Genomic DNA, 24,285 nt, shown 5'->3' on the forward strand with positions numbered 1-24,285 from the left:
AGGGCGCCGACCGCGCCGCACTCCGCCCTCCCCGCCCGTGCCCGGGCGCGGTTACTGGCCCCAGTAACCCACAACTCGCTGCCCCCGGTTACTGCTGCCGTAAGCCGTCTCCGCCGGTGCCTCACTGCTTCCGTCCTCCCCGCCGAGGACGGAAGCACGGGTTACGGCGTATCCAGCTCAAAGAGGGGCGGCGGTGTGTCGTCATCGGTCCTCTTCCATGCATCCGCACCTGCAGACTCATCCAGACCAGGCCCCTGTTCGAACCCCACCGACCACCCGAGCGGATAGAGAACAGCCAGTTAGCGGTGGGTCTTGCGTTGGCATGCGGTGCACGGGCCGACCTTGTCGCCGGGAGACGTCAGAGCAGCAGGATCGGGCTCGGTGATCGGCGGAGGCCGGGTGGTCATGCGCTCGGTTGTTGGGACGATTGATGGTGTATCGCCGCGAATGCGGGTTATCGAGGGGTCGGGGTTGCTGGGCATTTGAGCAGAGGAATCTGGGAAGTTGCCAGAACTCGCTGTTCGCTGTTCGTGAATCTATACACCGCAGTCCGGAGCAGGCCTCGCCACGAGGTGCTGACAAGGCCTGCTCCGGTTCCACCGACCTTTACTCAGTTTCGCGCCAACTGGTCACAGCCCGCTGGCATTGAGCATAAGCGAATGGCCCAAAAGCCTCACCGAGCCTTTCAGCGTCCTCGCTGTGCATGACCCCAGGATTCCAGACGACGACGGGGTACTCGCCTTGCTGATCGACATGCGAAGAATCGAGTGCGACTAGGCCGCCCATTCCATCGAACATTACGACGATCAGATTGGGTGGCATTCCGTACTGGTTGCGAGCATCCAGGGTTTCCGCGACGGAACCCAGCAGCGTCGACCCCATAGCGGGCGTTGTGTAAACCCCGAGGAATTCTTCGCCGGCGATGTCCCAAGTTCCGAACTCCTCGATCAAGTAGCGGTACGAGGGCGGGAATGGGATACCCAGAGCGTCCTCGGCGGCGGCCATAGTCTCTGCGTCACAGCCGTCGGCATAGTTCGCGATGTCTTCGTTCCTGTGGATTAGCTCGATCAGCTGCTCACTTGCTTGAATGGCGTTCATCATGGACCAAATCCTGCCGCTCGATCCTTCCAGTACAACTTCTTCCACGCATCGAATGTGTTGCGATCAATCCCACTGGGGATGTCAGTGCCCACCTTCCAGTGCAACTGCCTGTAGTTACCGAAGTGCATAGAGGATGTTACCTCGGCGATCGGACCGTCCTGAGTTTGCAGCATGTGGTGCAGATTTATCGGCTTGTCGTCCGGCCCCATCGGCGCGATACCCTGCTGCATCCTCTTGAGATTGCTTCGGCCGTACTTGTCCTTTGGGGAGAAGTAATCCGGATCTACCAGGTCGTCTCTTTGGTAGACGCGCTGACCATCGTACTCGGACAGCTTCCAGTAGGACTCTTCGGCTTGTTGCTTCTTCCCGCCTCCGCTACTAGCTTTCCCGTCTGCCTCGCGGAACGCGCGCCCAAGTTTATCGGAACCGGAGTCGACCATCGCGGCTCCGGCGGCCGCGACGCCTGCTCCCGCTGCCATAGTCGGAGCGCCTGCCACGCAGAGGACACCCGTCCCGCACTCGACGGCACCAGTAGCGACTAGCAGTCCACCACCAGCCATACCGAACGCGCCGCCAGCAGTTTCGATGATGCCGGACCAGAAGTTTCCATCCGACAGGACGCTGGCGAGGTAGTTCCCAAGGTACTGCTCAGTGTCGCTCGGCCCCACATTCCCAATGCAATGACCGTAAGCGCAAGCGAGCACTTCACCCGAACCGGCGTTGTATATCGTTTGCCCGTTGCTGTCAGATGTTGCGGTACCACAGTGGCTGTTGCATGGATGCTTCCCGAAAGGACCCTTAGCGGCTTCGTTCGGGCGGCCGTTTCCTGCTCTGCCGTCGGGGCGTTTCGGACAGCCGTCTGCTGTGGGTCCGTTTCCGCATGCCAGGCCCATTCCGGTTGGGTCGGAGTGGGTGAGGGGGTTCTGGGCCGCGTATGAGTAGCCGTTGAGGGTTTGGTGTTTGTCGAGTTCGAGGAGTGGGTCGACGCTGATGAACTGGCCGGTTTCCGGGTCGTATGCGCGGGCCCCGATGTGGGTGAGGCCGGTGTTGGTGTCGCGGGGTTTGCCGAGGAAGCCCTTGTCGTCGGGCCAGGGGCCGTGTTGTTGCGGGCCGCGCGGGGCGCCGAAGGGTGTGGTGTAGCGCTTCGTTGGGGTGAAGGTGCCGGCTTCGATTGCGACGTTGGATGTGCCGTGGTGGTCGGCGGCCAGGAAGCTGAGCTTGGTCCCTGAGGTTCCCGATACCGCGGTGCGGACGGCGATGGTCTGGCCGTTGGCGGTGTAGTAGCGGGTGCCGCTGACGGTCTTGGTCGTGCCCTTGACGGTGAGGCGGACTTCGGTGTTGCCGAAGTAGAGGATGGTGTCACCGTCGCCGGAGGCGCGGCGGATGAGCAGTTCGCCGTTAGCGTCGTACAGGTAACCGGTCTGCGCGGTGCCTTCCGTCACCTTGGACAGTTCGCCTTCGGCGTCCCAGGCGAGGGTCTGTTGGGCGGTCGGGCCGGGGCGGGAGGTGGTGTTTCCGCTGCTGTCGTAGGTGTAGCCGGCGGTGCGGTCGCCGGTGGTTTTGTCGAGCGTGTGGGGCTTGGTGTCCTTGGTTGTGTCGTTGTAGACGTACGAGGTGGTCTTGTCGCCGGTCGATGTGTGGGTGGTTTCGGTGGCTCGCTGGCCGGCCTCGTTGTAGGTGTAGGAGGTCCAGTACGGGGCGGAGCCGTCGATGTTGTTGGTGATGCGTCCGGTTGATGCGCAGTCGGCGGTCTTGGGAGTCCATGCCTCGGTCACGCGGCTGTGGCCGTCGTAGGTGAAGCACTGGTGGTCGGGTTTGGCGCTACCGCCGAGGGTGGTGGTGTCGAAGATTGAAGTGACGTTGCCGGCGTCGTCCTGGGTGAAGGCGAGGTCCTGCAGCGGATAGCTGTTGACATCGTCGGTCACTTTGATTCCGGTGAGGCGCCGGGTGCCCTCCTCGTAGGAGTTGGTGACGTAGATCAGCTTTTCGCCGGTGCCGAGCCAGAGATCACGGAGGTCGCCCTGCGGGGAGAAGTTGGCTTTCTGCAGGTAGTAGGAGGATCCCCTGGTGGTGATCTGTTGGCCGGTGGCGTTGTATTTGTATTCGACGGCCTCGGACGGCAGCCCGCCTACAGCCGGTGAACCGGTCTGGCTCACCGTGTTGTCGATCCGGTAGGCCGCCGTTGAGGTGAGCGTGGGCCCTACCCCTGCTGCTCGCAGCGAGTCACCCTCCGGCAGCAGCAGTTGGGTGTTGGTGGCGTTGTAGAGGTAGTCGTACGCGGTGATCTTCTTGGTGTACGCCTTGCCTGTGGCGGCGCCGCCGTCGAAGCGGGTGGCCTCGTACGGCTGTCCCTTGGCGGCGGTGTCGAAGGTCCAGGCGGCCAGCTTGTTCGCGTCCGTCTTGTCCTTCTGCCACATGCTCGTCTTGCGGCCGAGCTCGTCGTACTCGTACAGCAGTTTCTTGTTGGCGTCGGCGTTGGGTGTGGTGCTGGTGACCTGGTCGAGGTCGTTGTACTCGGTGGCGGTGCTGCCCTTGTCCGGGTCGGTGGTGGCGACCTGGCGGCCGAACAGGTCGTAGGTGTACGTCCACTGCGATTCGTCGGGGCCGGTGACGGTCTTCTGCTGGCCGGCCGGGTGGTAGGTGTAGCGGGTGCGGGTGAATTCGGTGCCGGTGGGCTGTGGGCCCGCGTATTCGCGGCGCTCGGTCATCTGGCCCAGGGCGTTGGTGACCACAGCGGTTGCCTGCCCGCCGTCGGGGGCGCTGGTGGACACGGTGTCACCGGCGTAGGTGGTGGTGGTTGTCCAGCGGGTGACACCGTAGATCTTCGTTCCCACCGTCGTGGCGCGGCCGGCGCCGTCGTAGGTGGTGTCCGTCTGGATCGGAGCCTGACCGCCGGAGGTAGCGACCGGAGTCGAGGCGGGCAGGGAGGTGCTGTCCCAGATGTCGTTGTGCTGGCTGACCGCCATGCCGCGCGTGTCGTAGAGGGTCACCGTGATCAGGCGGCCGCCCTGAGGCGTAGGTGACTGGGTCTGCCGGGGACGCAGCTGGGAATCGTAGAAGGCGTACGAGGTGTTGTATCCGGATGCGTCGCCCCTGAGGGTGCTGGTGGACACCCAGGACATGCCGCTGCTGGTGACGTTGTAGGCGTAGACGTAGTTGGGCGTCTTGTTCAGAATCTTGAGGCGGTTGGGCAGCCACACCTTGGTCAGACGTCCGAGGCTGTCGTATTCGGACTCCGTGACCCTGCCGTTCGGGTCGGTGACCTTAGTGGTTGCACCAGTGGCGAAGTCGACCGTGGTGGTCGTCTTGTGAAGCTTGACGTTCTCCACGGTCGTGGCCGTCAAGGGCCCTGCGGCCGCCGGTGTGTAGGTGGTGCGGGAGACCAGCTGGCCGCGGGTGTCCTTGACGATCAGAGTGCGGCCGAGGGCGTCGTAGGTGGCGGTGGACACCTTCTGCCACACGGGGGAGTCATCTGCGCCGTACCCCTTGACGCGACCCGTCCAGGTCGCCTCCCCGACGGTGGGTTTCTGAGTGGCGGTCCAGGTGGTTGCGGTGGGGTTGTCGTAGACGGTGGCGATGTCGGAGATGACGTCGCCGGGACGAGCGGAGTCGGCGGGCAGGTCGAGACTCGCGTCTGCGGTCGCGCAGGGCTTGGCCACGGTGCGGCTGCGGGAGACGAGAGAATTGATGCCTACGGCGTCATTACGGGCGTACCAGCTGCGGGTGCACTTCTCGTCACCCGTCACAGAAACGTCGCCTGCATCTTCGACAGCTTCGGCCATGCCGTAGTCGTCATAGGTCGTGCGGACGGTGCGGATCCGGTCGCGGGGGCTGACGCCGCTGGTGATGTTGGTGCGGGTGTGTGTGGCCGCGGTACGGACGTAGTAGGCCTCGGTGTCCGCGTACGACTTGTGCTGGGTCGCGGTGCGCTTGGACCAGGGATCGTTGACCGTGCCTCCCACTTCGGCGCTGCCGTTGTAGGTCACGGTTTCCCGGGTGAAGCCGGCGTACTGGTCGAGGTCGGTGATCTGGGCGGCCTTGACGCCGGTGACGGTCGCGGTCTTCCGGGCCGTCGGGTCCGGTGTCTTGCCGTCGGAGCCCAGGACACGGTCGCCGTGCATGCCTCGCAGGTACACGGTGACGGTCTTGCTCTGGGTGCCGGTGGACACGCCGGTGAGGTGGGTGACGCGCTCGTAGCCGCGCCAGATGGACCAGGTGCGTTCCTTGGCGGGGGTCAGCGGGTCCTCGTTGTAGTGCCAGGCGCCGCCGCTGGAGGAGTACTGGTAGGAGTGCTGGACCGCGAGGCCGCCGCCGTGGGGGTCGGTGACGGAGACGGCGCTGACGGGGTACTTCTGGAACCAGTCGAGGATCGGCTCGTCTTCACCGTTGGGTGCCCAGTACACCGGGTAGCAGCGCTTGGTGTTGGTGTCGACCTTGGGCATGGTCTGCCCGTATGCGCAGTCGGCGGGCAGGTAGGTGACGATCGTCTGAGCGCCGGTTTCAGAGGTGATGGTCCTCAGCCGCGGCTTGTGCAGCGGGAGGATGTCGTCGGGGCCGTCGACACGGTTGGCCAGCATCTCGTGGCCAAATTTGACCGGGTCCAGGGCGAGGTCGGTGCCGCGTTTGCCGGTGTGGCGGATTTCGTCGAGCCAGAGTGTCTGATCGGTGGAGTCGCCGGTGTCCCCGGGGTCGAGGTAGAGGTGCTTGAGCGTCCAGGTGTCCACCTCTTCGTATGCCGGGGTGGCGGCGGCCGCGTTCCAGGCAGAGGTGGTGACGGCGGTCAGACGCTTGCGGGTGAAGAACGTGGGCCCGTTGTTGCCGGTGCACTTGACGTTGGCCTTGCACACCGCGTCGAAGGGCACATCGGGCCAGTTGTCACGGGTGGACTCGGTCAGGGAGTCGCAGCCGGTGCCGGAGGCGAGGCATCGTTCTTCGTAGCTGAAGACGACCCTGTTCGACGCGGCAGGGGTGGCGAAGAGAGCTCCGGCGCGCTGACCGTAGCGGATCTCCCTGAGGTAGCCACCGCGCACGTAGGGAGTGCCGATGTCGTCGTCGCCGAGCTGGTCGTAGTGGTTGGTGTCGGCCGTGTACCAGTAGGAGCTGGCGTTGCCGTGGGTGTCCTCGACGTAGTCGAGGTTCCACCGCCACGCCTGTGTCTTGACCCGGCCGGAGAAACTGGTGCCGTCGGCATAGCCGGGCTCGCCGGCGTCGTCGCCGAAGACCGGAACGGTCCACACGGAGTTGGTACGGTCGTCGGCTCCCGCTCCGGTGAGCTTGTTCAGACCGAAGACGTACTTGGTGCCGTCGCCGGTGATGACGGTCCAGTGCTCACCGTTGTCGTCGCCGTTCTCGGCGCCGGTCGAGCGGCTGACGGTGGAGGCGTCGTCGTTCTTCAGCCGCCAGGTGCCGGTGGTGTCGTCCTTGACGAGTTCGGTGGCCCTGCCGTTGAGGACAAGGGAGGCATTGTCGTACTTCCAGCACAGGTCGAACTTGTCCGCGTGACCGTCGTCGTCGCAGGAGCCGTACTTCCGCTCGATGTACGACGATGTCAGGTCGAAGCCCTCGCCGACCTGACTGCCCTGGTTGTTGGTGCTGGCGGTGCGGCCGTCGATGCTCCCGGAGTCGTAGGAGATCGCAAGATCGGGCGTCGGGCCCGCTGCAGCCGGCGGGACACGCAGGGGGTAGTTCCAGGTGAACGTTCCCGAGCCGCCGCCCGCTTCCCAGGTGGACGACGACGACAGGGGAGTGGCCTTGTAGTCACCTGCGCCCGACTGGGTACCCGCGGCCAGCGCCAGCATCATCGGCGCGCCGTCGGCCGGCAGGCTCAGCGTGGCGGCAACGTTCTGCTCCGCGCGGTTGTTGGTGGATCCGAGCTCGGTGCGGGTGCGGCAGGCGGATTTGGCAGGGGTGGTGTCGGAGCAGTCGGGCAGGCGGAACAGTTTCAGGCGTCCGGCCCAGTCGCCGCCGTAGGCGGAGGCGAAGGCGGAATAGTCCACGCCGACGCGGGTTCGGCCGCCGTCGGCAGCGGCGACCTTGAGTACGACGCCCTTGACGCCCAGCGCAGCAGCGCCCTTCTGGTCCAGGACCTCGACCGTGAGGGAGCGTGCCTTGTTGCCCTTGGCAGGGGCGGTGGCTGTGACGGGCAGGTCGCCTGCTTCCGTCCGGGCTGTCGCATGTGTCGCGAGACGCAGAGTTGCCTTGCCGGCTGTCGGCCAGGTCGTGGTGTGCTGCTGGTCTCGGCGGGCGCGCTTCGCCGCGGTGCGATCGGCCTGGGCGGCCTCGTTCACGATAGCGGCGGTCTTCTTGTTCACCTTCGCAACGAAGGGGGTCACCTTCGCCGAGCGGGGCGCCTCCAGCGTAGGAGGGCCCAGGGGATCGGGCTCGTCAGCGGCGAAGGCGACCGGGGTGAGCAGGCCGGGGAGCAGGGACAGGCCAGTGAGGGTGGCCAAGCGCCGGGTCCAGCGTCTGCTGCTTCCGCTCCCGCGGCCCGGGGTTCGCCGGGGTATGCCGAAGGGATTCACGTGATGTCTTCCTGATTCGGACCAGGCAGCACCAGTGCCTGGTCTTGGACGAGAGACGGGAAATCTCCGCGCGACGTAGGCGCGGAAGGGTGAGGGCTGTGAGGGCGGAAGCGGCACAGAAGGCCTACCGCCCTCACAGCGGGTGAAAGGTCGATCAGGTGCCGGCCGGATCCAAAACCTGGGAGCTGACCTGGTCAAGCGTCATGGCACCGGTCCACACGCGCAGGCTCTCCAGTGCGCCAGGCAGGTAGTGGCCCACCGCACCGGCCGCTGCTCCCCGCCCCAGGCTCAGCTCGCCGCTGCCCTGCTGAGGGTTGGCGAAGCCTGCGTTTTCGACGTCGGGCTTGAGCACCTCACGGACGTACAGGTGGAGCTTTCCGTAACGGATTTCACTGCTTCCGTCGTCTGAGATCGACTCCCAGCCTTCTTGGGCGTCGAAGACTCCGGTGAGCGTCACGAAGCTGTCCATGTCCGCCAGGGCGTCGTCGGACACAGTGGCACTCTGGCACACCTTCCCGTCCGGTCCGACCGCCGTTCGTGTGAACTCCCAGAGGTGCACGCCCTCGTCCAGCTTGTTGACCCACAGCGCCCACGAGGACTCCCCGCCCAGACGCTGCCCGGCCACCTGCGCGCGATACCCCGCCGGCTTGCCGGCAAGGGCAGCCGAGTCCAACCGGACACTGACAGCAACGGTGAACGACCCCGTCTCATCCACCACCGGTCCCGCCGCGGAGGCGTAGCCGGCTGTACCGTCGAGCACCAGCGCGTTGTCCTCCTCGCTGACCGTCGTCCCGGTCACCGTCATGGCGGGAACCGGGTAGGCCGACCGTTCCGGAATCTGTGTGCCCGTGGCCGTGGCGGCGTCCCAGTGGGCGACGAGTTCGTTGGCAGGTTCCCCGTCCTGCAGAACCTGAGCGTCCTGCAGGAGGTCTTCCGGGGAGAGCGCACGCTGCCATGCAGCGACCTCGTCGATCAGGCCGACGTGGTAGGAGCTGTAGGCGCCGGCCGACTTGAAGCGGCCGAACTGCAGCCCACCGGTCGCGGTCCACGGGGTATAGGTGCCGGCCGTCTGTTGGAGGACGACAGGCTGTCCCTGCGGACGGCCGTTGATGAACAGCTGGATGGTGTCGTTGGCGGGGTCGGTGTCAGGGAGGTTGTCGTCGCCCTCTGTCTTGAACACGCCTGCGACGTGCGTCCACACGTTCAGCTGTGGGCTTTCCTGGTCCGCGACCGACCGGATGTAGGCCGGGCCGGCCACGTCCTTGTCGATCCGGTTGAAGACCCACTTCTTCAAGGCACTCGAGTAGTACAGCGCGAAGGCACTGCCGTTCGTCCCGGGGGCGGACAGCACGACCCGATTGGCGGACGCGTCGGTCAGCTGCACCCAGGCCGAGACAGTGAAGGAGTCCCGAGTGTTCACGACAGGTGCGGACGTGGCCGCGTAACCGGTCTGAGTAGGCGTTGCCGTGTAGTCGTTCAGCCGCAGCGAAAAGTCGTTCTCGCCGCGCCGAGCCCGGGAGGACCATCCGGTACCGGTTCCGTCGAGAGTGGCGTGATTGCGTGTGGAGCCTGCTTCCGCCGTGTCAGTAGCTGTGGTCGTGCCGGAACCGGGAACACCGTCCATATGCCAGCGGCCGACAGCTCCCTCTGCCGGGGCCACCTTGAAGATGAACTCCTGCGGAGCGCCCCACCGGTTGTACACGTCCTTCGCCCGCACGGACAGCACCTGGGTTCCCGCGAGGGGCGGGCTGACGGTGTTCACTGTCGTCGAGAGGGTGGTTCCACGGGGCACGCTCTTGGCCACGGTGGACAGCAGTTTCCACTCGTAGTACGTGATGTCGGTGGTGCCATTGGTGATGTCTGCGGTGTTCGGCTCGAAGACAAACGTCCCGGGGATCCCCGGGCCGCCATTGCCCTCACAGACGGTGGAGCACAGGGTGTACGGCGAAACCGACGTGATCCGCGGTGCCTTCGGCGCGGCCGAGTCCGTCTTGAAGTAGCACCACGAACTGTAGGCGGACCAGAGGTCATCCGGGACGGTCAGGTATGTCCAGTGCGACTGCGTGCGTGCCTTCAACCGGTACATGTAGCCGTCTGCGAGCTGCGGTGTCGCCATTCGCTCGAGGGTGTTGTCAGGATCCCAGCCAGAATCCGGCGCGTCACCGACCCAGATCTGACGCCACACGTTGTCCGTGCCACGCCGCTCGAGAGCGAACTCAGCCTGCAGCAGAGCACCCGACGTCGAGGGCACCTGGGTCTGGACCCGAGCCTGAATCGTCGGCTTCTCCATGGTGACCACCAAGGGGTCGGCGGACGTCCTGCAGTACGCCGTCGTGCCCGTACCCGGAATGATCCCGACGTTGGTCGGCACGCCTGGCTTGTACGCGTAGATGACCTGCAGCTCGGCGTTGTCGTCGAATCGCTTCCAGGCGCGGGGCTCGGACTCGTCGTTGGCGCGCAGCATCAGCGTGAGACGGCTGAAGGAGCCGGCCGCGAAGGAGCGAACCGTGGGAGTGAGGTTCTCGTCGCTCTCGTTGGGGTTGTCGTGAAACTCGATCCAGGCATCCGGCTGGCTGGGGGAGCACAAAGTGCTGCGGCCCGCAGACACTTTGCGGTCGCCCAGATGGTCCAGCGTTGACGGTCCGGGCCAGCGAGTGGCTTCGGAGATGTTGTTGGTGCGCTTCAGGTCGACGGTGTGTGCGTCACAGTTGAACGACCACGTCTCGCGGGCACGGAAGGTGGCATCGAGTATCTGCTTGCCGGCCAGCGCGGTGGGTGCGAACTCGAAGTACATCCGGTCGACGTAGCCACTGCCGCAGGAGTAGCCGTCCGCGGTGCCGCACTTGCCGACACCCTTGTCACCGTCAAACATCCAGAAACGGTCGCCATCGGATGAAATCTTCGTGCGTTCCTGTGCGCCCAGGCCGATCGGCGGGTCAATGTACACGGGGTAAACGGTCTCGGCCCCGCGTAGGAGTTCGAGGTCGGGCTGCACGATGACAGAGCCCTCCTGCACACGCACCGGGAGGATCGCGCTGGCGTCACCCTTGCCGGGCTCCGACGAGTCTTCCCCCCCGCCCTCGCCATCCTCGGCGGCAGCGGCTGTATGCAGCAGTTGCGGCTGAGGACCTGACTCAGCCGTGCCGGCGGAATCCCACATCTGGCCGGCAGGCCCACGGAAGATCGCGTTGCCGTCATCATCAAGGGCGCGCAAACCGCCCCCGGCGCCCGGCACCACCGTCAGCCCATCACCGCGAGCTGTGAGTTCAACCGACTCCAGCTCCGGATGCTGGGCAGCCTCGGGCGTCTTGACGACCAAAACCTCACGGTAACCCTCAGCCGTGGCTGTCAGCTGCAGGTCCACGCCGTCCAGAACGTCCGGGTATGTGGCCGTCGCGCCATCAAGGACCGGCTCCGGCAGCGCACCCGGCCACCCCAGGCTAATGGACCGACCATTCTTACCCAGGTGCAACATGCCTGCGCCGGGGCCACCACCCGAGAACGACAGATCGACCACTGCCCCCTTCGGACCGATCCGCCCGTCAGGACGCCGCTCGAGTGTCGCGTCGACGGCCTCCCAGGTGTCGTCGTCCTGCTTGACACGTTGGGGAGTTGTGGACTGCGTCAGCGTGAGGGTTCCGTCGGGGTTGGCGTGCGTCGTGGTGTACTCGCCGCGAGCCGCCGTCACCTCCACCTGCTGCCCAGAAGCCTTCGCCTCGGCAAGAGCCGTGGCCTCGTCCACCACTCCTGAGGAGGCCTCAGCCGCAGCTGCGGAACTGACTGCCGTCGCCGATACCGGCAGAACGGGCAGCGCTGTAAGGATCAGTGAGGTAGCTACACCCCCCAGAACCCCTGCTCGTAGTGTTCGCAACCTCTGCGACGACTTCCCGCCCCACCAAGCTTTCACAATCCCCATCCCCAGACCACAGCGTTCACACAGAACGCAGAGAGTAAAGACGCGATAACAGAGCCGGTCAATAGTTGTGACGCAGGCAACAAAACAAATGTCCGAATGTGGCCTGACCAGCCGTTTCGTGCTTCCTGACACACCGGCAGAGAGCGGCCAAAAAACACGGCAACGGGCACATCAGCCGTCTTCTGTCCGAACCGGCCGCCTCGATGAGGAGGAGCCAGCACCTCGGATGTCCCGTGTCCGACGAAGAGAGTTCCTCACTCAAAGGCGAGACCACCCCAGAGTGGGGCCAGATACTGCCGCGGGACGCAGACAAGCGCACCGTGCACACCTGGTCCGCTCCCGGCTGGACGCGATCGAGAACGTCAACCACGAGAAGCGGCTGGGGCGGCGAATCTATCCGCCGACCGGCCGGCAGGGCCGCCTGGTGCCCCTCGCGTTCGTGTCCGCCGACATCGCCAAGGCGCAGGTCGACAACACGGTGAAGCCCCCGAGGAAGCAGCACGCCTCCAGGCCGCCAGGGCCACACCATCGGAATCGGAGCCGGAGCACGACCGGGAGCCGGGCAAGCCCCGCAGTAGTCAGTTCCGCCGCCGCGGCTGACCCCGCAATGCGTCGCCGCCCCTCCCGCCGGACACGGGAGAGGCGGCGACGGCAGCGTCCCGGGTCAGGCCGGGGCGGCAGCCTGGCGCAGGTCCAGGTAGCAGCGCAGCCGTACGCCTGGCTCGCCCGGCTCGCGGACCGTGCGGTCCGCGCGTGCGGTTGCCCACCGGGCGGCAAGCAGTTCCTGGATGGCGAAGGCGGTCTGGTCGTCGGCGGCCGCTACTTCTACCACCGCGAGTCCCGGTTCCGCCACGTGCGCGTCGTTGATCGGTCTCATATCCGGCACGACGCTTGGCCGCCTGCTGGAGTTCTCCCGTCCGGGCAGTGTCACCCGGACCGGGTACGGCAGACCAAGCATGCTGACCTCCCACGGCCCGACCACCCGGCCCTACGAGGCCCGACCAGGCCTCTGTCCTCAGGGAAGCCGGGGGAGCCAGGGCAGGGCGTGCTCGGGGTGAGGCTGCGAGGGGGGGGCCGTACCGCCCGGTTGGACGGTACGACCATTGCGCCCATACGGGCGGCGCACTCGAGGAACGCCTGACAGCGCCCCCTGGAGGGCCGTTATCAACGGCTCATGTTCACCGCTGCGCTGCGCTGCGCTGCGCGGCCTGGCCGCCGCCGCCCTCGCCCTCCTGTCCCTCACCGTCCCTGCGCCCGCTCATGCGGTGGAGACGCTGCCGCTGGCCGAGGCCGTAGCTCGTCTGCCGGTGGAGGCTGAGTCCCGTGACGGTTACGACCGGGACGCCTTCCGCCACTGGAACAGCAGAGACGATCCCGATGACGGGTGCAACACCCGCGGGGAGGTCCTGCTCGCCGAGGCCGTCGAGCCGCCCACGGTCGGGCCCCGCTGCCGGCTGTCGGGTGGGCGTTGGTGGTCGTACTACGACCAGGTGTGGGTGACATCCGCCTCCGGCCTGGACCTCGACCATATGGTGCCTCTTGCTGAGAGTTGGGACAGCGGGGCGTCGGCGTGGACGGCGCAGCGCCGTGAGGCGTACGCCAACGACCAGGGCGTCGACGCCAGCCTGGTCGCGGTCACCGCCCGCTCCAACCGCTGCAAGGCCGACCAGGATCCTGCCGAGTGGCTGCCGCCGGCCGCCGAGGTGCACTGCCGGTATGCCGCGGAGTGGGTCGGCGCGAAGCTCCGCTGGAGCCTCGCGGCCGACGAAACCGAGGTGACGGCTCTGCGTGAGACGGCGGCCGATTGCCCGGAGCAGACCGTGACCTACGAACCCGCCACATGATTCCTCTGGTGGCCGGCGGCCAGGCCGCCGGCCACCAGGAACGAGGACGTGTCCGGGCTCGTGCACGAGAATTCCTAAGGGTTGTCCCGTAAATGATCTCCGAGTCGTCTCGGGCATGGTTAATGGCGATGAAGCCCTTTGATCTATCCGGCGAGGGCGAGGTTATGCATCCGTGCGATACCGAGCATGGCGTGGTGGACGCCGTCACCTCTGAGGCGGCAGTCGCGGAGGATCTTCCAGGTCTTCATGCGGGCAAAGACGTGCTCGACGCGGGCGCGGACCTGCTTGTGAGACTTGTTGTGGTCCTCTTTCCAGGCCGGGAGCTCGGTACGGCCGCGCTCGCGGCGGTGTGGGATGACCAGTCCAGTGCCCGGGTAGCCGCCGTCGGCGATCGTGGGGGTCTTGCCGACGGCGGCCTTGGCGCCGGATTCCTCCCATGCCTTGCAGTCGTTGCGGTTCCCGGGGAGCGGCCGGCCGACCACGACGACGCAGCGGGTGTCGGCGTCGATGACGACCTGGTGGTTGGTGGAGTACCGGTAGTTCTTCGACCGCTCGGCGATGGTGTGGTCGCGGGTGGGGACCAGGGTGCCGTCCACGATGAGCACAGTGTCCTTGGCGAACCGCTTGCGGGACTGGAGGGCGAGCCTTGGCCCGAGGTGGTCGATGATCCGGTCCGCCGCCGACTTGGAGACCCCGAACAGCGGGGCGAGCTGGCGCATTGTCAGGTTCGTGCGCCAGTACGCCGCGACCAGCAGAGCCCGGTCCTCCAGAGGCAGGCTCCACGGCCGGCCCTTGCGGACCACGTCCGCGCCCTGGCGCCGTAGAACCGTCACCAGCTTGCCGAAGGCGCGAGGGCTCAGCCCGGAGAACGGGGCTATCCAGGACGGCTCCGACGCCGTGATCACACCAGTCACATCCGGAGCATCTCAGCTCGCCGGTTGCCTGCGGACCTTTCACGGATGACGGTCCGCCCGCCTCCTCGTGTGGTGACGGTGCGCCGCCATTCCCAGCAGGGCCAATCCCGCGAAGCCGACCAGGAGGGCTGTCCACTCGGGCATATGGGCTGCCCGCATGAGGCCGGCGACGCCAAAGCTCGTATCCCATCCGGCCTCCGTGATGGCCGAGCCGAAGCCCTGGATGACAAGGATGGCACCGAACAGCCACAGCAGCCCCTGACCTGTGCTGCTGTCCGGCCGCTTGAACTGATTCGCCATGACGAGCTTTCCCTCCCGATGTCCGCGCTTCGTTTCGATGCGTTCGCATCACATCGTGCAGCCACGCTGGATATGATGCAAGTGCATCAGAACGCGGGGAGGAGTAAACCGTGCCCAGACAGGTCGACTACGAGGACCGACGCCGGCGGATCGCCGAGGCGGTCTGCACACTGATCGCGCACTCCGGCATGGAGGCGGTCAGCCTCCGTGACGTCGCCGCCCAGGCCGGCGTGTCCATGGGAGCTGTCCAGCGGTGCTTCCGCACCAAGGAGGACATGCTGCTCTTCGCGCTGGAGCACATCTCCCGAGACGTCAGCGAACGCGCCAACCGGCGCATCGCCGCCACCTCCACCCCTCAAGCAGCGTCGACTCTGCTGTCCCACACTTTGGCCGAACTCGCCCTGCTGGATGAGGCATCGAAGGCACAGGCCCATGTCTGGCTGGCCTTCGTCGCCCATGCCCCTGTCAGTGAGAAACTGGCCGCCGTCCTGCACGACACCTATGCCAAGCTTCACGGCCTCATTGCGTGGCTCATTCGCTACGGCCAGGACACCAGGGAATTCCCCGAGATCCTTGACCCCGATCGCGAAGCACACACGCTCCTCGCCGTGGCCGACGGCCTCACGGTCCACGTCCTGGCAGGCCACCACTCACCAGCCACCGCGCTGGCCACCCTTCAACGCCACATCGACCGCCTGCTGGAAGAACCGTCCGACTGCAGCTGACCCCTCCACTACAGACATTGGATTCGACCAGTCCCAGGCTGGCAGCCTGCTCAGGCTGAAGCAGGAGTTACGGGACATCGCTTAGGCCAGAGCATCTCCATATCGACGGGGAGGACGTGCAGTCCACGCGGCTGGAGCTGTCCGGCAATGGAACACCCCCGCGTCGGCGGGGAGGACCTGGCCCAGGCCCGCGTGTCGACCACGACGAACGGAACACCCCCGCGTCGGCGGGGAGGACGACGTCTGCATCTACGCCACCCCCGGCGGCAGCGGAACACCCCCGCGTCGGCGGGGAGGACTTGTCCGAGTCCAGGCCCAGGGTGTCCCACGCCGGAACACCCCCGCGTCGGCGGGGAGGACGTCGTCGCGCCTACGTTCCAGCCCGCCTCGAACGGAACACCCCCGCGTCGGCGGGGAGGACCCGCCCAGTACCGGGGCGAGGGCCTCGCGCACCGGAACACCCCCGCGTCGGCGGGGAGGACGCGGACAGGACACCGATGAGGAAACCGGCGAGCCGAACACCCCCGCGTCGGCGGGGAGGACACCCCCCCCCAGAAACGCCGAAGGGCCGCCCGACGGAACACCCCCGCGTCGGCGGGGAGGACCTCGCCATGTCCGGCGCCGCCGAAGGGCTCGGCGGAACACCCCCGCGTCGGCGGGGAGGACCCACGATCAGAGCGGAACACCCCCGCGTCGGTGGGGAGGACTTCACGATTTATCTCCCGTCGCCGTACAACCTTGGAACACCCCCGCGTCGGCGGGGAGGACGAACGCGCCGCCACCGACGCCCGATACAGGGCCGGAACACCCCCGCGTCGGCGGGGAGGACGCCCGCACCCTCGACGAAGCCATCCGCCGCACCGGAACACCCCCGCGTCGGCGGGGAGGACTCTGCGCCGTCCGCCACAGGAAGGTGAACAGACGGAACACCCCCGCGTCGGCGGGGAGGACGGGCGCCATGAGGGTGCGGGCGTCGCGGGCGGCGGAACACCCCCGCGTCGGCGGGGAGGACTCAAAGCCCACAGGAGCGGGAAGAGGGGGCTACGGAACACCCCCGCGTCGGCGGGGAGGACCCGGTCGGAGCCGCCGGGTCCCTGTCCGGTGACGGAACACCCCCGCGTCGGCGGGGAGGACTGGGCACCAGCAAGCGCAGCGCGGAACGCTACCGGAACACCCCCGCGTCGGCGGGGAGGACACCCACCTCGACACCAAGCCCTGGACCATCGCCGGAACACCCCCGCGTCGGCGGGGAGGACAGGGTGGACCTCTCCCGGGCTTGGTAGGGCAGCGGAACACCCCCGCGTCGGCGGGGAGGACCTTGGAGTTGAGGTCCTGCAGGTCCCGCGCGGCGGAACACCCCCGCGTCGGCGGGGAGGACGGTCACGCGGTCTGGTCCTTCCGGGTGCACTGCGGAACACCCCCGCGTCGGCGGGGAGGACGGCGGCGGCCTCTTCATGCCCCTGGAGGGCGACGGAACACCCCCGCGTCGGCGGGGAGGACTCCGGAACACCGACCGGAGGACCCGATGCTGCCGGAACACCCCCGCGTCGGCGGGGAGGACATGTGGTGGATGTGCGCCGCCCAGTCCAGGCCCGGAACACCCCCGCGTCGGCGGGGAGGACGGGCCCCGAAGGACCCGGCACTCGCTACCCGCCGGAACACCCCCGCGTCGGCGGGGAGGACCACCCACATCGACACCAAGCCCTGGACCATCGCGGAACACCCCCGCGTCGGCGGGGAGGACGCCGCGACGTCCCACTGCTCCGTCCGCTGGGGCGGAACACCCCCGCGTCGGCGGGGAGGACAACGCCCCCCAAGGCCGACGCCTGGAGTTCGGCGGAACACCCCCGCGTCGGCGGGGAGGACGACGTGCGCCGCCAGCTGATCCGCATCTTCGGCGGAACACCCCCGCGTCGGCGGGGAGGACGACCAGCCGCTGGTTCACCAGGCCGTCCACGACGGAACACCCCCGCGTCGGCGGGGAGGACGTCACCGCATCCGCATACAGCGCGCCCGCGAGCGGAACACCCCCGCGTCGGCGGGGAGGACACGCCGAGGGTCCGGTTCCCCGCCATCGTGACCGGAACACCCCCGCGTCGGCGGGGAGGACACAGCACTACCTCCTTCGGGTTGGTGCGGGTTCGGAACACCCCCGCGTCGGCGGGGAGGACTTCGACCCGGACCCTGCGACGCCTGCAGCGGTCGGAACACCCCCGCGTCGGCGGGGAGGACGCCATGGCCTCGAGGTCCCGGCGCACCGTGTCCGGAACACCCCCGCGTCGGCGGGGAGGACGGGGGCCTGCGGCAGCGCGAGGGTGCGGGTGGCGGAACACCCCCGCGTCGGCGGGGAGGACCAGACGACGTCCGAGTCGAAGTCGCGGGACATCGGAACACCCCCGCGTCGGCGGGGAGGACCCGGTGTAGACGAGGAACCAGGTGGAGTGGAGCGGAACACCCCCGCGTCGGCGGGGAGGACTGGGAGATGGCGCCGATGCTGGGGTTCTTCCCCGGAACACCCCCGCGTCGGCGGGGAGGACGACGCCGAAGCCGCGTGGAAGCAGGCTCACACCGGAACACCCCCGCGTCGGCGGGGAGGACGTCGCGTCGTCGTTTCCCAGGCTCTCGAGGGCCGGAACACCCCCGCGTCGGCGGGGAGGACGAACGCCTAAACGCCGCCATGAATGAGCGGCGCGGAACACCCCCGCGTCGGCGGGGAGGACCTGGTGCAGTGCCTCGTCCCCCGCCGCTACGGCGGAACACCCCCGCGTCGGCGGGGAGGACGTGGAAGTGCGGATCTCACCCAACCAGATCAACGGAACACCCCCGCGTCGGCGGGGAGGACGAGATCCGCTCCTCCGGACGGCAGGCGGATGACGGAACACCCCCGCGTCGGCGGGGAGGACGTCCACGCCCCCGCCAAGAACCTCCACGAACGCGGAACACCCCCGCGTCGGCGGGGAGGACAGTGGCGTGACCTGCTGTTTCGACCCTACAAGCGGAACACCCCCGCGTCGGCGGGGAGGACGGCACGTCGATCGGGACCACGGACCGCTACGACGGAACACCCCCGCGTCGGCGGGGAGGACGAGGGTCTTGCCGTCGCGGCGGAGTTGGTCGGCGGAACACCCCCGCGTCGGCGGGGAGGACGCGATGTAGGCGGTGAGGGTGCAGAGGGTGGGCGGAACACCCCCGCGTCGGCGGGGAGGACTTCTGCACGTCGTCCAGACCGTCGAGAACAGTCGGAACACCCCCGCGTCGGCGGGGAGGACTGAGGAGCTGCCGGGGGTGCCGCTCGACACAGCGGAACACCCCCGCGTCGGCGGGGAGGACGGCGGGCAGTACGGGCACGATGCAGGTGGACGCGGAACACCCCCGCGTCGGCGGGGAGGACGACTTCGCCGCGGCAGACATCGCCTGACCGTTCGGAACACCCCCGCGTCGGCGGGGAGGACCACAGGTACTCCGCGTCGTACGGGATCGACCGCGGAACACCCCCGCGTCGGCGGGGAGGACGTCGCAGGAGCGCCGTAGGGCGGATCGTGCGGCGGAACACCCCCGCGTCGGCGGGGAGGACCGGCCGCGGCAGCCCTCCGCGTTCGACGCGGACGGAACACCCCCGCGTCGGCGGGGAGGACAGGTTGCGGTCGGCGATGGGCCCGTCGTCCTGCGGAACACCCCCGCGTCGGCGGGGAGGACTCTTCCTGACCTGCGGCTTAGGAGGGGCTTTGCTTTTCCTTTGTCTTAGGGGAGGAGGTTCTGTGTGGTGGGTGGGGCTGCATGTGGTCACTGTATCGGGGTGGGCTGACTGCGGTGTGTTGTCGGTGGGTGCTGGTTGAATGCCGGCTCCGGCAGCGGGGCGGGGCCTGCTTGGGTGGAGGGAACAGGGATGCCGGGGGAGTGGGTAATGCTGGATGAGTCGGTATGGGGTAAGTCGCGTGGGTTGGATCCGGGGCTGGCGCCGTATCCGTTGATCCGGCATATGCTGGATGCTGCCGCGATGGCGCTGCATCTGTGGGATGTGTTCCTGTCGGAGAACCAGCGGGTGCGGATCGCTGATGGGTTGGGGCTTGTGGGTGAGCCGGGACGTGCGCGGGCGGTCGTTGGTCTGTGTGCGGGTCTGCATGACATCGGGAAGTTGTCGGGTTTTCAGTTCTGCTCCTGGCACGGCAGTCAGTACCTGAGCGCGGAGCTGAGTGGTGACCGTGCGGGGATGAGCGCGGAGCGGTTCGGGCATGACGTGGCCGGTCTGCAGAGTGTGCGGGAAGTGCTGGCGGGGCTGGGTTTTGCCGCTGACGGGGAGCTGAGGGCCGCGCAGCGGCTGGCTGAGGTCGTCGGAGGTCATCACGGGCGTTTTCACCGTGCCGAGGACGGTATCGCTGCGTCATTTCTGGGTGGGGCTGCCTGGGCGCGGCAGCGCAGCGCGCATGCCGCTGCGGTGTACGAGGCGCTGGGCGCGCCGGAGGCGCCGGGTGTGTTCAAGGCATCGGCGGCGGTGCTGGCGACGGGGGTGGTCATTCTCGCGGACTGGCTGGTCAGCCAGGAGGACTACCTCCGGAAACGGCAACGAGAGCTTGAGCCGGTGCTGGCGGATCACTTCAAGCGTTCCCAAAAGGATGCACCCGGTCTGCTGGCCGGGGCCGGGCTGGCCCGGGTGCGGCTGCAGCGTAAGGGGTTCGCTCAGGCGTACGGGATCCAGGGAGAGCCCAATCCGTTGCAGCGCTCGGTGATGGAGGAGCTGCCGTCGGCGGTGGGCGAGGGGCGCCGTGGCGGGATCTTCCTGGTCACCGCGGCTCCGGGGGACGGCAAGAGCGAGACGGCGCTGGAGGCCGATCGGGTTCTGTCGGAGGCGTTCGGCACGCAGGGGTATGCGTTTTTGCTGCCGACGATGGCCACCAGTGATCAGATGCACGGGCGGGTCGCGACAGCGCTGTCACGTCAGGAGGGTGAGGATGCCGGGCTGACGCTGGTGCACAGCATGGCCTGGCTGAACAGCGCTTACGCCGATGAGGATCTGGAGGCGCAGAGTGTGCTGACCTGTGAGGAGGTGGGGGAGGGCAGCGGGCGGATGGAGACGGATCTGCGGCCGCAGCGGTGGCTGCGCGGGTCCAAGCGGCCGCTGCTCGCGCAGTTCGCGGTGGGCACGATCGACCAGGCCCTGATGGCGGTGCTGCCGGTGCGGCACAACGCGCTACGGCTGCTGGCGTTGTCGTGCAAGACGTTCATCGTCGACGAGGCGCACGCCTACGACCCGTACATGCAGGTGCTGCTGGGCCGGCTGCTGAACTGGCTCGGGGCCTACGGTGTGCCGGTGGTGCTGTTGTCGGCGACGTTGCCGGCGTCGGTCAGCGACCGGTTGATCAAGGAGTACCTGCAGGGCGCCGGCCACAAGACGCGCGCCCTGAGCAAGCAGACGTTCCCGGCTCCCTACCCGGGGTGGTTGTATGTGGACGGGGACAGCGGCCGGGCCGCCCAGATCTCGTCCGCCCGCCGCCGGGAGCAGGCGCGTGCGCGGAGCATGGAACTGGGTGTCGTGGTGGAACCGGTCGTCCACGGCAGCGACGGTGGCGCCCGGGCTCGGCTGGCGGTGATCGAGCGGCTGCTGAAACCAGTGAGCGAGGCGGAGGGCGGCACCGCCCTGGTGGTGTGCAACACCGTAGGTGATGCGCAGGACACCTACCTCAGGCTCCGCGAACGCTTCGATGAGCGCTCCCACGCCCAGGGCGGAAGCGTGCAGCTGCTGCACGCCCGTTTCCCCGGCGACGTACGCGAGGCCCGCACCCGGGAGGTCACGCAAGGGCTGGGCCGGACCGGTCCGCGTCCGCTGCGCCGGATAGTGGTCGCCACCCAGGTCGTCGAGCAGTCACTCGATCTTGATGCCGACATCGTCATCAGTGATCTTGCGCCGCTGTCTTTGCTGCTGCAGCGGGCCGGACGGTGCTGGCGGCATGAGAACTACTGGGCCCGGCACGGTTATCCGGGTGGCCGCGGCCGCCCTGCCTGGGCGAGCGGACCGCAGCTTGTGGTGCTCGACCCGATCACGGGCGGCGGGGCGGTGCCACGGCAGTGGGGCGAGGTGTACTCCGAGCACCTCCTTGCCACCACCTCCCGCACTCTTGCCGGGATCCAGGGCGGGACCATCTCCATCCCGGACGATGTACAACACCTGGTCGAAGCAGTTCACGGCAACAGCGAGGACTTCGACTGGAACAATCCGGGCGGCAGCGAGACCAAAGCCTGGACCGCCCACAAAGGCAAGGAGATGGCGGAACGCAGCATGGCCGGTCTCCTCGCCGTCCCCCGCGCGCGAAGCGTTTCCACACTGCACGACCTGCACAACCTGCCCGGCGAGGAAGACGAGTGGGAGGTGTCCACCCGGCTTGGCGCCGACTCGGTGCGCGTGCTGTGCGCCTACGTCCACAACGACGGCCGGGTGACCCTGGACGTGGAGGGTGAGCACCTGCTTCCCCAGGCCACGCCGGATGGCAAGATGCCGGTCTCGCTGGTGCGGGAGGTGATGCGCCGCACCATGGCGGTGCGCGCCGACTGGCTCAAGGAAGCCGACCTCGACAGCATCGCCCCGCCGAAGTCGTGGACGCAGCACCCGATGCTCGCAGACCTGCGTGTTCTGCACCAGCCCGTTCAGGGCGGGAGCGCACAGCCGGTGAAAGTCGGCGGCAAGACACTGCGGCTGGATAAGGATCTCGGACTTGTCCGTAAGTGACCAGATTCAGTCAGGCACCCCCACGTCGGCGGGGAAAACACAGGGCTGAAGCAACCTCCCTGCTCCTCGACTGAAACACCCCCGCGTCGGCGGGGAGCGGCCCTCGGGGAGCACCGAGAGCCACCCGTGGGGGTTACCCGGAGAGGCGGCGGTACGCCTCAGCAGCCCCCAGCAGCAAAGCGCTGCACGATCCGACCGTTGCCGGGTCCGGGCGCATACCGATCACGATCACAATGACGGCCACCACAAGCACCCAAGGCGCCGCGGCAGTCCACGGGACGGAAAGGTCCGACTGCATGGTTCTCCTCATGGCTAGGCCGAGCAACGCCCTTGCGAGGTCGGCATGTTGGCGACGGTTGTAACCCACTCGGGACAGCATGGGCAAGTCGATCTTCCCTTTGCAGCACCCTCCCGTACCCTCCTTGCTCTTCGACCTTCTGAAAAAGGCTGCACGCGCCCACCGGGGGTGCTCTACTGATGCCGCGTCCGATGAGAAACGGCCGTGCTGTCAGTGGCGGCTGCTTGAATGCCCGGACGCTGCCAGAGCGGGGCTGCTGGGGGGGGGGCCGTGCCGGTGCGCCATGAGGACCTGGGTTGTTGGAGGGGACGACGGTGAGTGGGAGATTCGATCTGCGGGTAGAGCCGTGGATTCCGGTACGTCTAGTGACCGGGGAGCCGGCGTGTGTGGGTTTATGCGAACTGTTTAAGCAGGCGCATGAGATCGAGGATGTGGAGATCCCAGTGCCGCCGGCGGCGGCGGGCTTGATGCGGATCCTGGCGCCGATCGCGGCGAGGATCGCTGCCGATGGCGGGGACCGGCTCGACGATCCGGACGTCGCGGAGGACATCGACGACTGGTTCGACCTGCGGGAGCGTGTCCTGAAGGCCGGCCGGTTCGATCCGCGGGCGGTGGAGGCCTACTTCAACCGGGAAGACCTGGCAGGCCGGTTCGACCTGTTCCATCCTGAGCGGCCGTTCCTGCAGGATCCCCGCCTGGTCGCCGAGTGCGTGGACGCGAAGGGGGCGCCGAACCCGTCCGGGGTGAACAAGCTCGTGATGGGCCGCCCCACGGGGGTCAACGGAGCGGTTCTGTTCGGGCATTTCACCGACACCGCGCCCGTGCCGGTACCGGCCGCCGAGGCCGTTTGGCATCTGATCGCGCAGCTGTACTACGGGCCATCTGGGCAGTGCACGCCCCGCCGGATCACCGGTGAGCGGGCGGGCAGCGGTGACGCGGCCCCGCTGCGCAAGTCCGTCTCCTACTTTGCCTGGGGCCCGGAGCTGTTCACCACGCTGGTGCTGGCCGTGCCGAGTCCTCAAAGTGAGGTCGACTGGGAAGCGGAGGACGCCTGCCCGTGGGAGGAGGACCTCCACAACCCCCTTGAGGCTTTGCCGCCGATGACGTGGCCGGGCCGGATCCTGACCGGCCGGTTCCGCCATGCCGCGCTGCTCGTGCCGTCCAGGGACGGCCAGACGGTGACAGACGCCTACCTCACCTGGTCGACGCACGAGCCACCGCAGAAGGTGCGGGACCCGTACCAGATCCTCGACCGGCGAAGGGACGGCGACTTCCAGCCCCGGGAGGCCGACGGGGCCAGGGCCCTGTGGCGGGACCTGGACTCACTGCTGCTGGAGGACAGCCGTCAGGACGCCCGACGCCCACCGGCGCTCGAGCACCTGCCCCAGTGGCTGCTGCCGAAACTGCGGGTACGCGCCTACGGCTTCGACCAGGACGGTCAGCAAAAGGACAGCGTCTGGTTCAGGGCGACCAGCCCACAGATCCTGCAGTGGCAGGAGGAGAACGACGCGGAGATGGCCTACCACGTCAAGCGCTGCCACACAGCCGCCGAGCAGGCCGGTGACCGGCTGGACTTCGCCGCAAGGATCGCCTGGAAGATCGCCACCGACACCAGCGTCGACCTGTCGCCCAAGGCCAAGATCAAGCTGGAGGCCCGCAAACCCGGACCGTGGGCCTCGGCCGCGCTGACCCGGTACTGGCCGGCCGCGGAAAAACAGTTCTGGCAGCTCACCGGCCCCGACCGCACCATAAACCGGGTCGACAGGCCGTTCGTGGATGCGGCCCTTACCGCTCTGGACGAGGCCATCGGCCAGGCCAACCGCGCGGACATCAGGGTGGCACGCGCCCGTCACCGCGCCCGTGGGCTGCTGCTCGCCCTGCTGCAGCCCTCCGCCTCCGGCTGAAAGTCGCGCCCGGCCGCGGCCCGCACGGACACGGCCGGTGC

General features: G+C 67.8%; 10 protein-coding genes and 2 CRISPR repeat arrays. Of the genes, 4 read left to right on the forward strand and 6 right to left on the reverse strand.

Annotated elements, in window-relative coordinates; genetic code table 11:
- Positions 1 to 606: 606 nt before the first annotated feature.
- From AY578_RS33285 to AY578_RS33300, 4 genes are all read right to left on the reverse strand, one after another.
- Positions 607 to 1,101 carry an SMI1/KNR4 family protein gene (locus AY578_RS33285; protein WP_215188780.1) on the reverse strand — a complete coding sequence of 165 codons (495 nt, stop codon included), beginning with the start codon at positions 1,099 to 1,101 and terminating at the stop codon, positions 607 to 609.
- Entirely contained in the window at positions 1,098 to 7,622 is a 6,525-nt protein-coding gene (locus AY578_RS33290) for an HNH/ENDO VII family nuclease (protein ID WP_370879128.1), read from the reverse strand. The genes AY578_RS33285 and AY578_RS33290 overlap by 4 nt, the downstream gene beginning before the upstream one ends.
- A gap of 154 nt (positions 7,623 to 7,776) precedes the next feature.
- Positions 7,777 to 11,367, reverse strand: coding sequence for a laminin G domain-containing protein (locus AY578_RS33295; protein ID WP_258906966.1), 3,591 nt, complete (start codon positions 11,365 to 11,367; stop codon positions 7,777 to 7,779).
- Between the two features lie 835 nt (positions 11,368 to 12,202).
- Positions 12,203 to 12,415: a DUF6207 family protein gene (locus tag AY578_RS33300; protein ID WP_258906968.1), complete on the reverse strand. Its 213-nt coding sequence runs from the start codon at positions 12,413 to 12,415 to the stop codon at positions 12,203 to 12,205.
- 307 nt (positions 12,416 to 12,722) lie between these two features.
- On the opposite strand from AY578_RS33300, the gene AY578_RS33305 reads away from it, so the two are divergent.
- Complete coding sequence (locus tag AY578_RS33305) at positions 12,723 to 13,382, forward strand: HNH endonuclease family protein (RefSeq protein ID WP_258907582.1); 660 nt, start codon at positions 12,723 to 12,725, stop codon at positions 13,380 to 13,382.
- A gap of 143 nt (positions 13,383 to 13,525) precedes the next feature.
- Here AY578_RS33305 and AY578_RS33310 read toward each other — a convergent pair whose 3' ends face one another.
- A complete protein-coding gene (locus tag AY578_RS33310) occupies positions 13,526 to 14,296 on the reverse strand; it encodes a transposase (RefSeq protein ID WP_189428162.1) in 771 nt (256 codons plus the stop codon).
- Between the two features lie 39 nt (positions 14,297 to 14,335).
- Positions 14,336 to 14,596 carry a hypothetical protein gene (locus tag AY578_RS33315; RefSeq protein ID WP_125497018.1) on the reverse strand — a complete coding sequence of 87 codons (261 nt, stop codon included), beginning with the start codon at positions 14,594 to 14,596 and terminating at the stop codon, positions 14,336 to 14,338.
- 110 nt (positions 14,597 to 14,706) lie between these two features.
- On the opposite strand from AY578_RS33315, the gene AY578_RS33320 reads away from it, so the two are divergent.
- The 3 genes from AY578_RS33320 (at position 14,707) to casA (ending at position 24,244) form a co-directional block, all read left to right on the forward strand.
- Positions 14,707 to 15,321 (forward strand): TetR/AcrR family transcriptional regulator, encoded by a 615-nt coding sequence (locus AY578_RS33320; protein WP_125497017.1) that lies wholly within the window; start codon positions 14,707 to 14,709, stop codon positions 15,319 to 15,321.
- 148 nt (positions 15,322 to 15,469) lie between these two features.
- Positions 15,470 to 15,988: a CRISPR direct-repeat array (repeat unit 29 nt; unit sequence CGGAACACCCCCGCGTCGGCGGGGAGGAC).
- A gap of 72 nt (positions 15,989 to 16,060) precedes the next feature.
- Positions 16,061 to 19,017: direct repeats of the CRISPR family, unit length 29 nt; unit sequence CGGAACACCCCCGCGTCGGCGGGGAGGAC.
- Positions 19,018 to 19,225: 208 nt separating this feature from the next.
- A complete protein-coding gene (cas3, locus tag AY578_RS33325; RefSeq protein WP_258906998.1) occupies positions 19,226 to 22,042 on the forward strand; it encodes a CRISPR-associated helicase Cas3' in 2,817 nt (938 codons plus the stop codon).
- 612 nt (positions 22,043 to 22,654) lie between these two features.
- Complete coding sequence (casA, locus tag AY578_RS33330) at positions 22,655 to 24,244, forward strand: type I-E CRISPR-associated protein Cse1/CasA (protein WP_258907006.1); 1,590 nt, start codon at positions 22,655 to 22,657, stop codon at positions 24,242 to 24,244.
- Positions 24,245 to 24,285 lie beyond the last annotated feature (41 nt).

The sequence above is a fragment of the Streptomyces thermocarboxydus genome, from assembly GCF_024760485.1.
Classification (GTDB): domain Bacteria; phylum Actinomycetota; class Actinomycetes; order Streptomycetales; family Streptomycetaceae; genus Streptomyces; species Streptomyces cellulosae.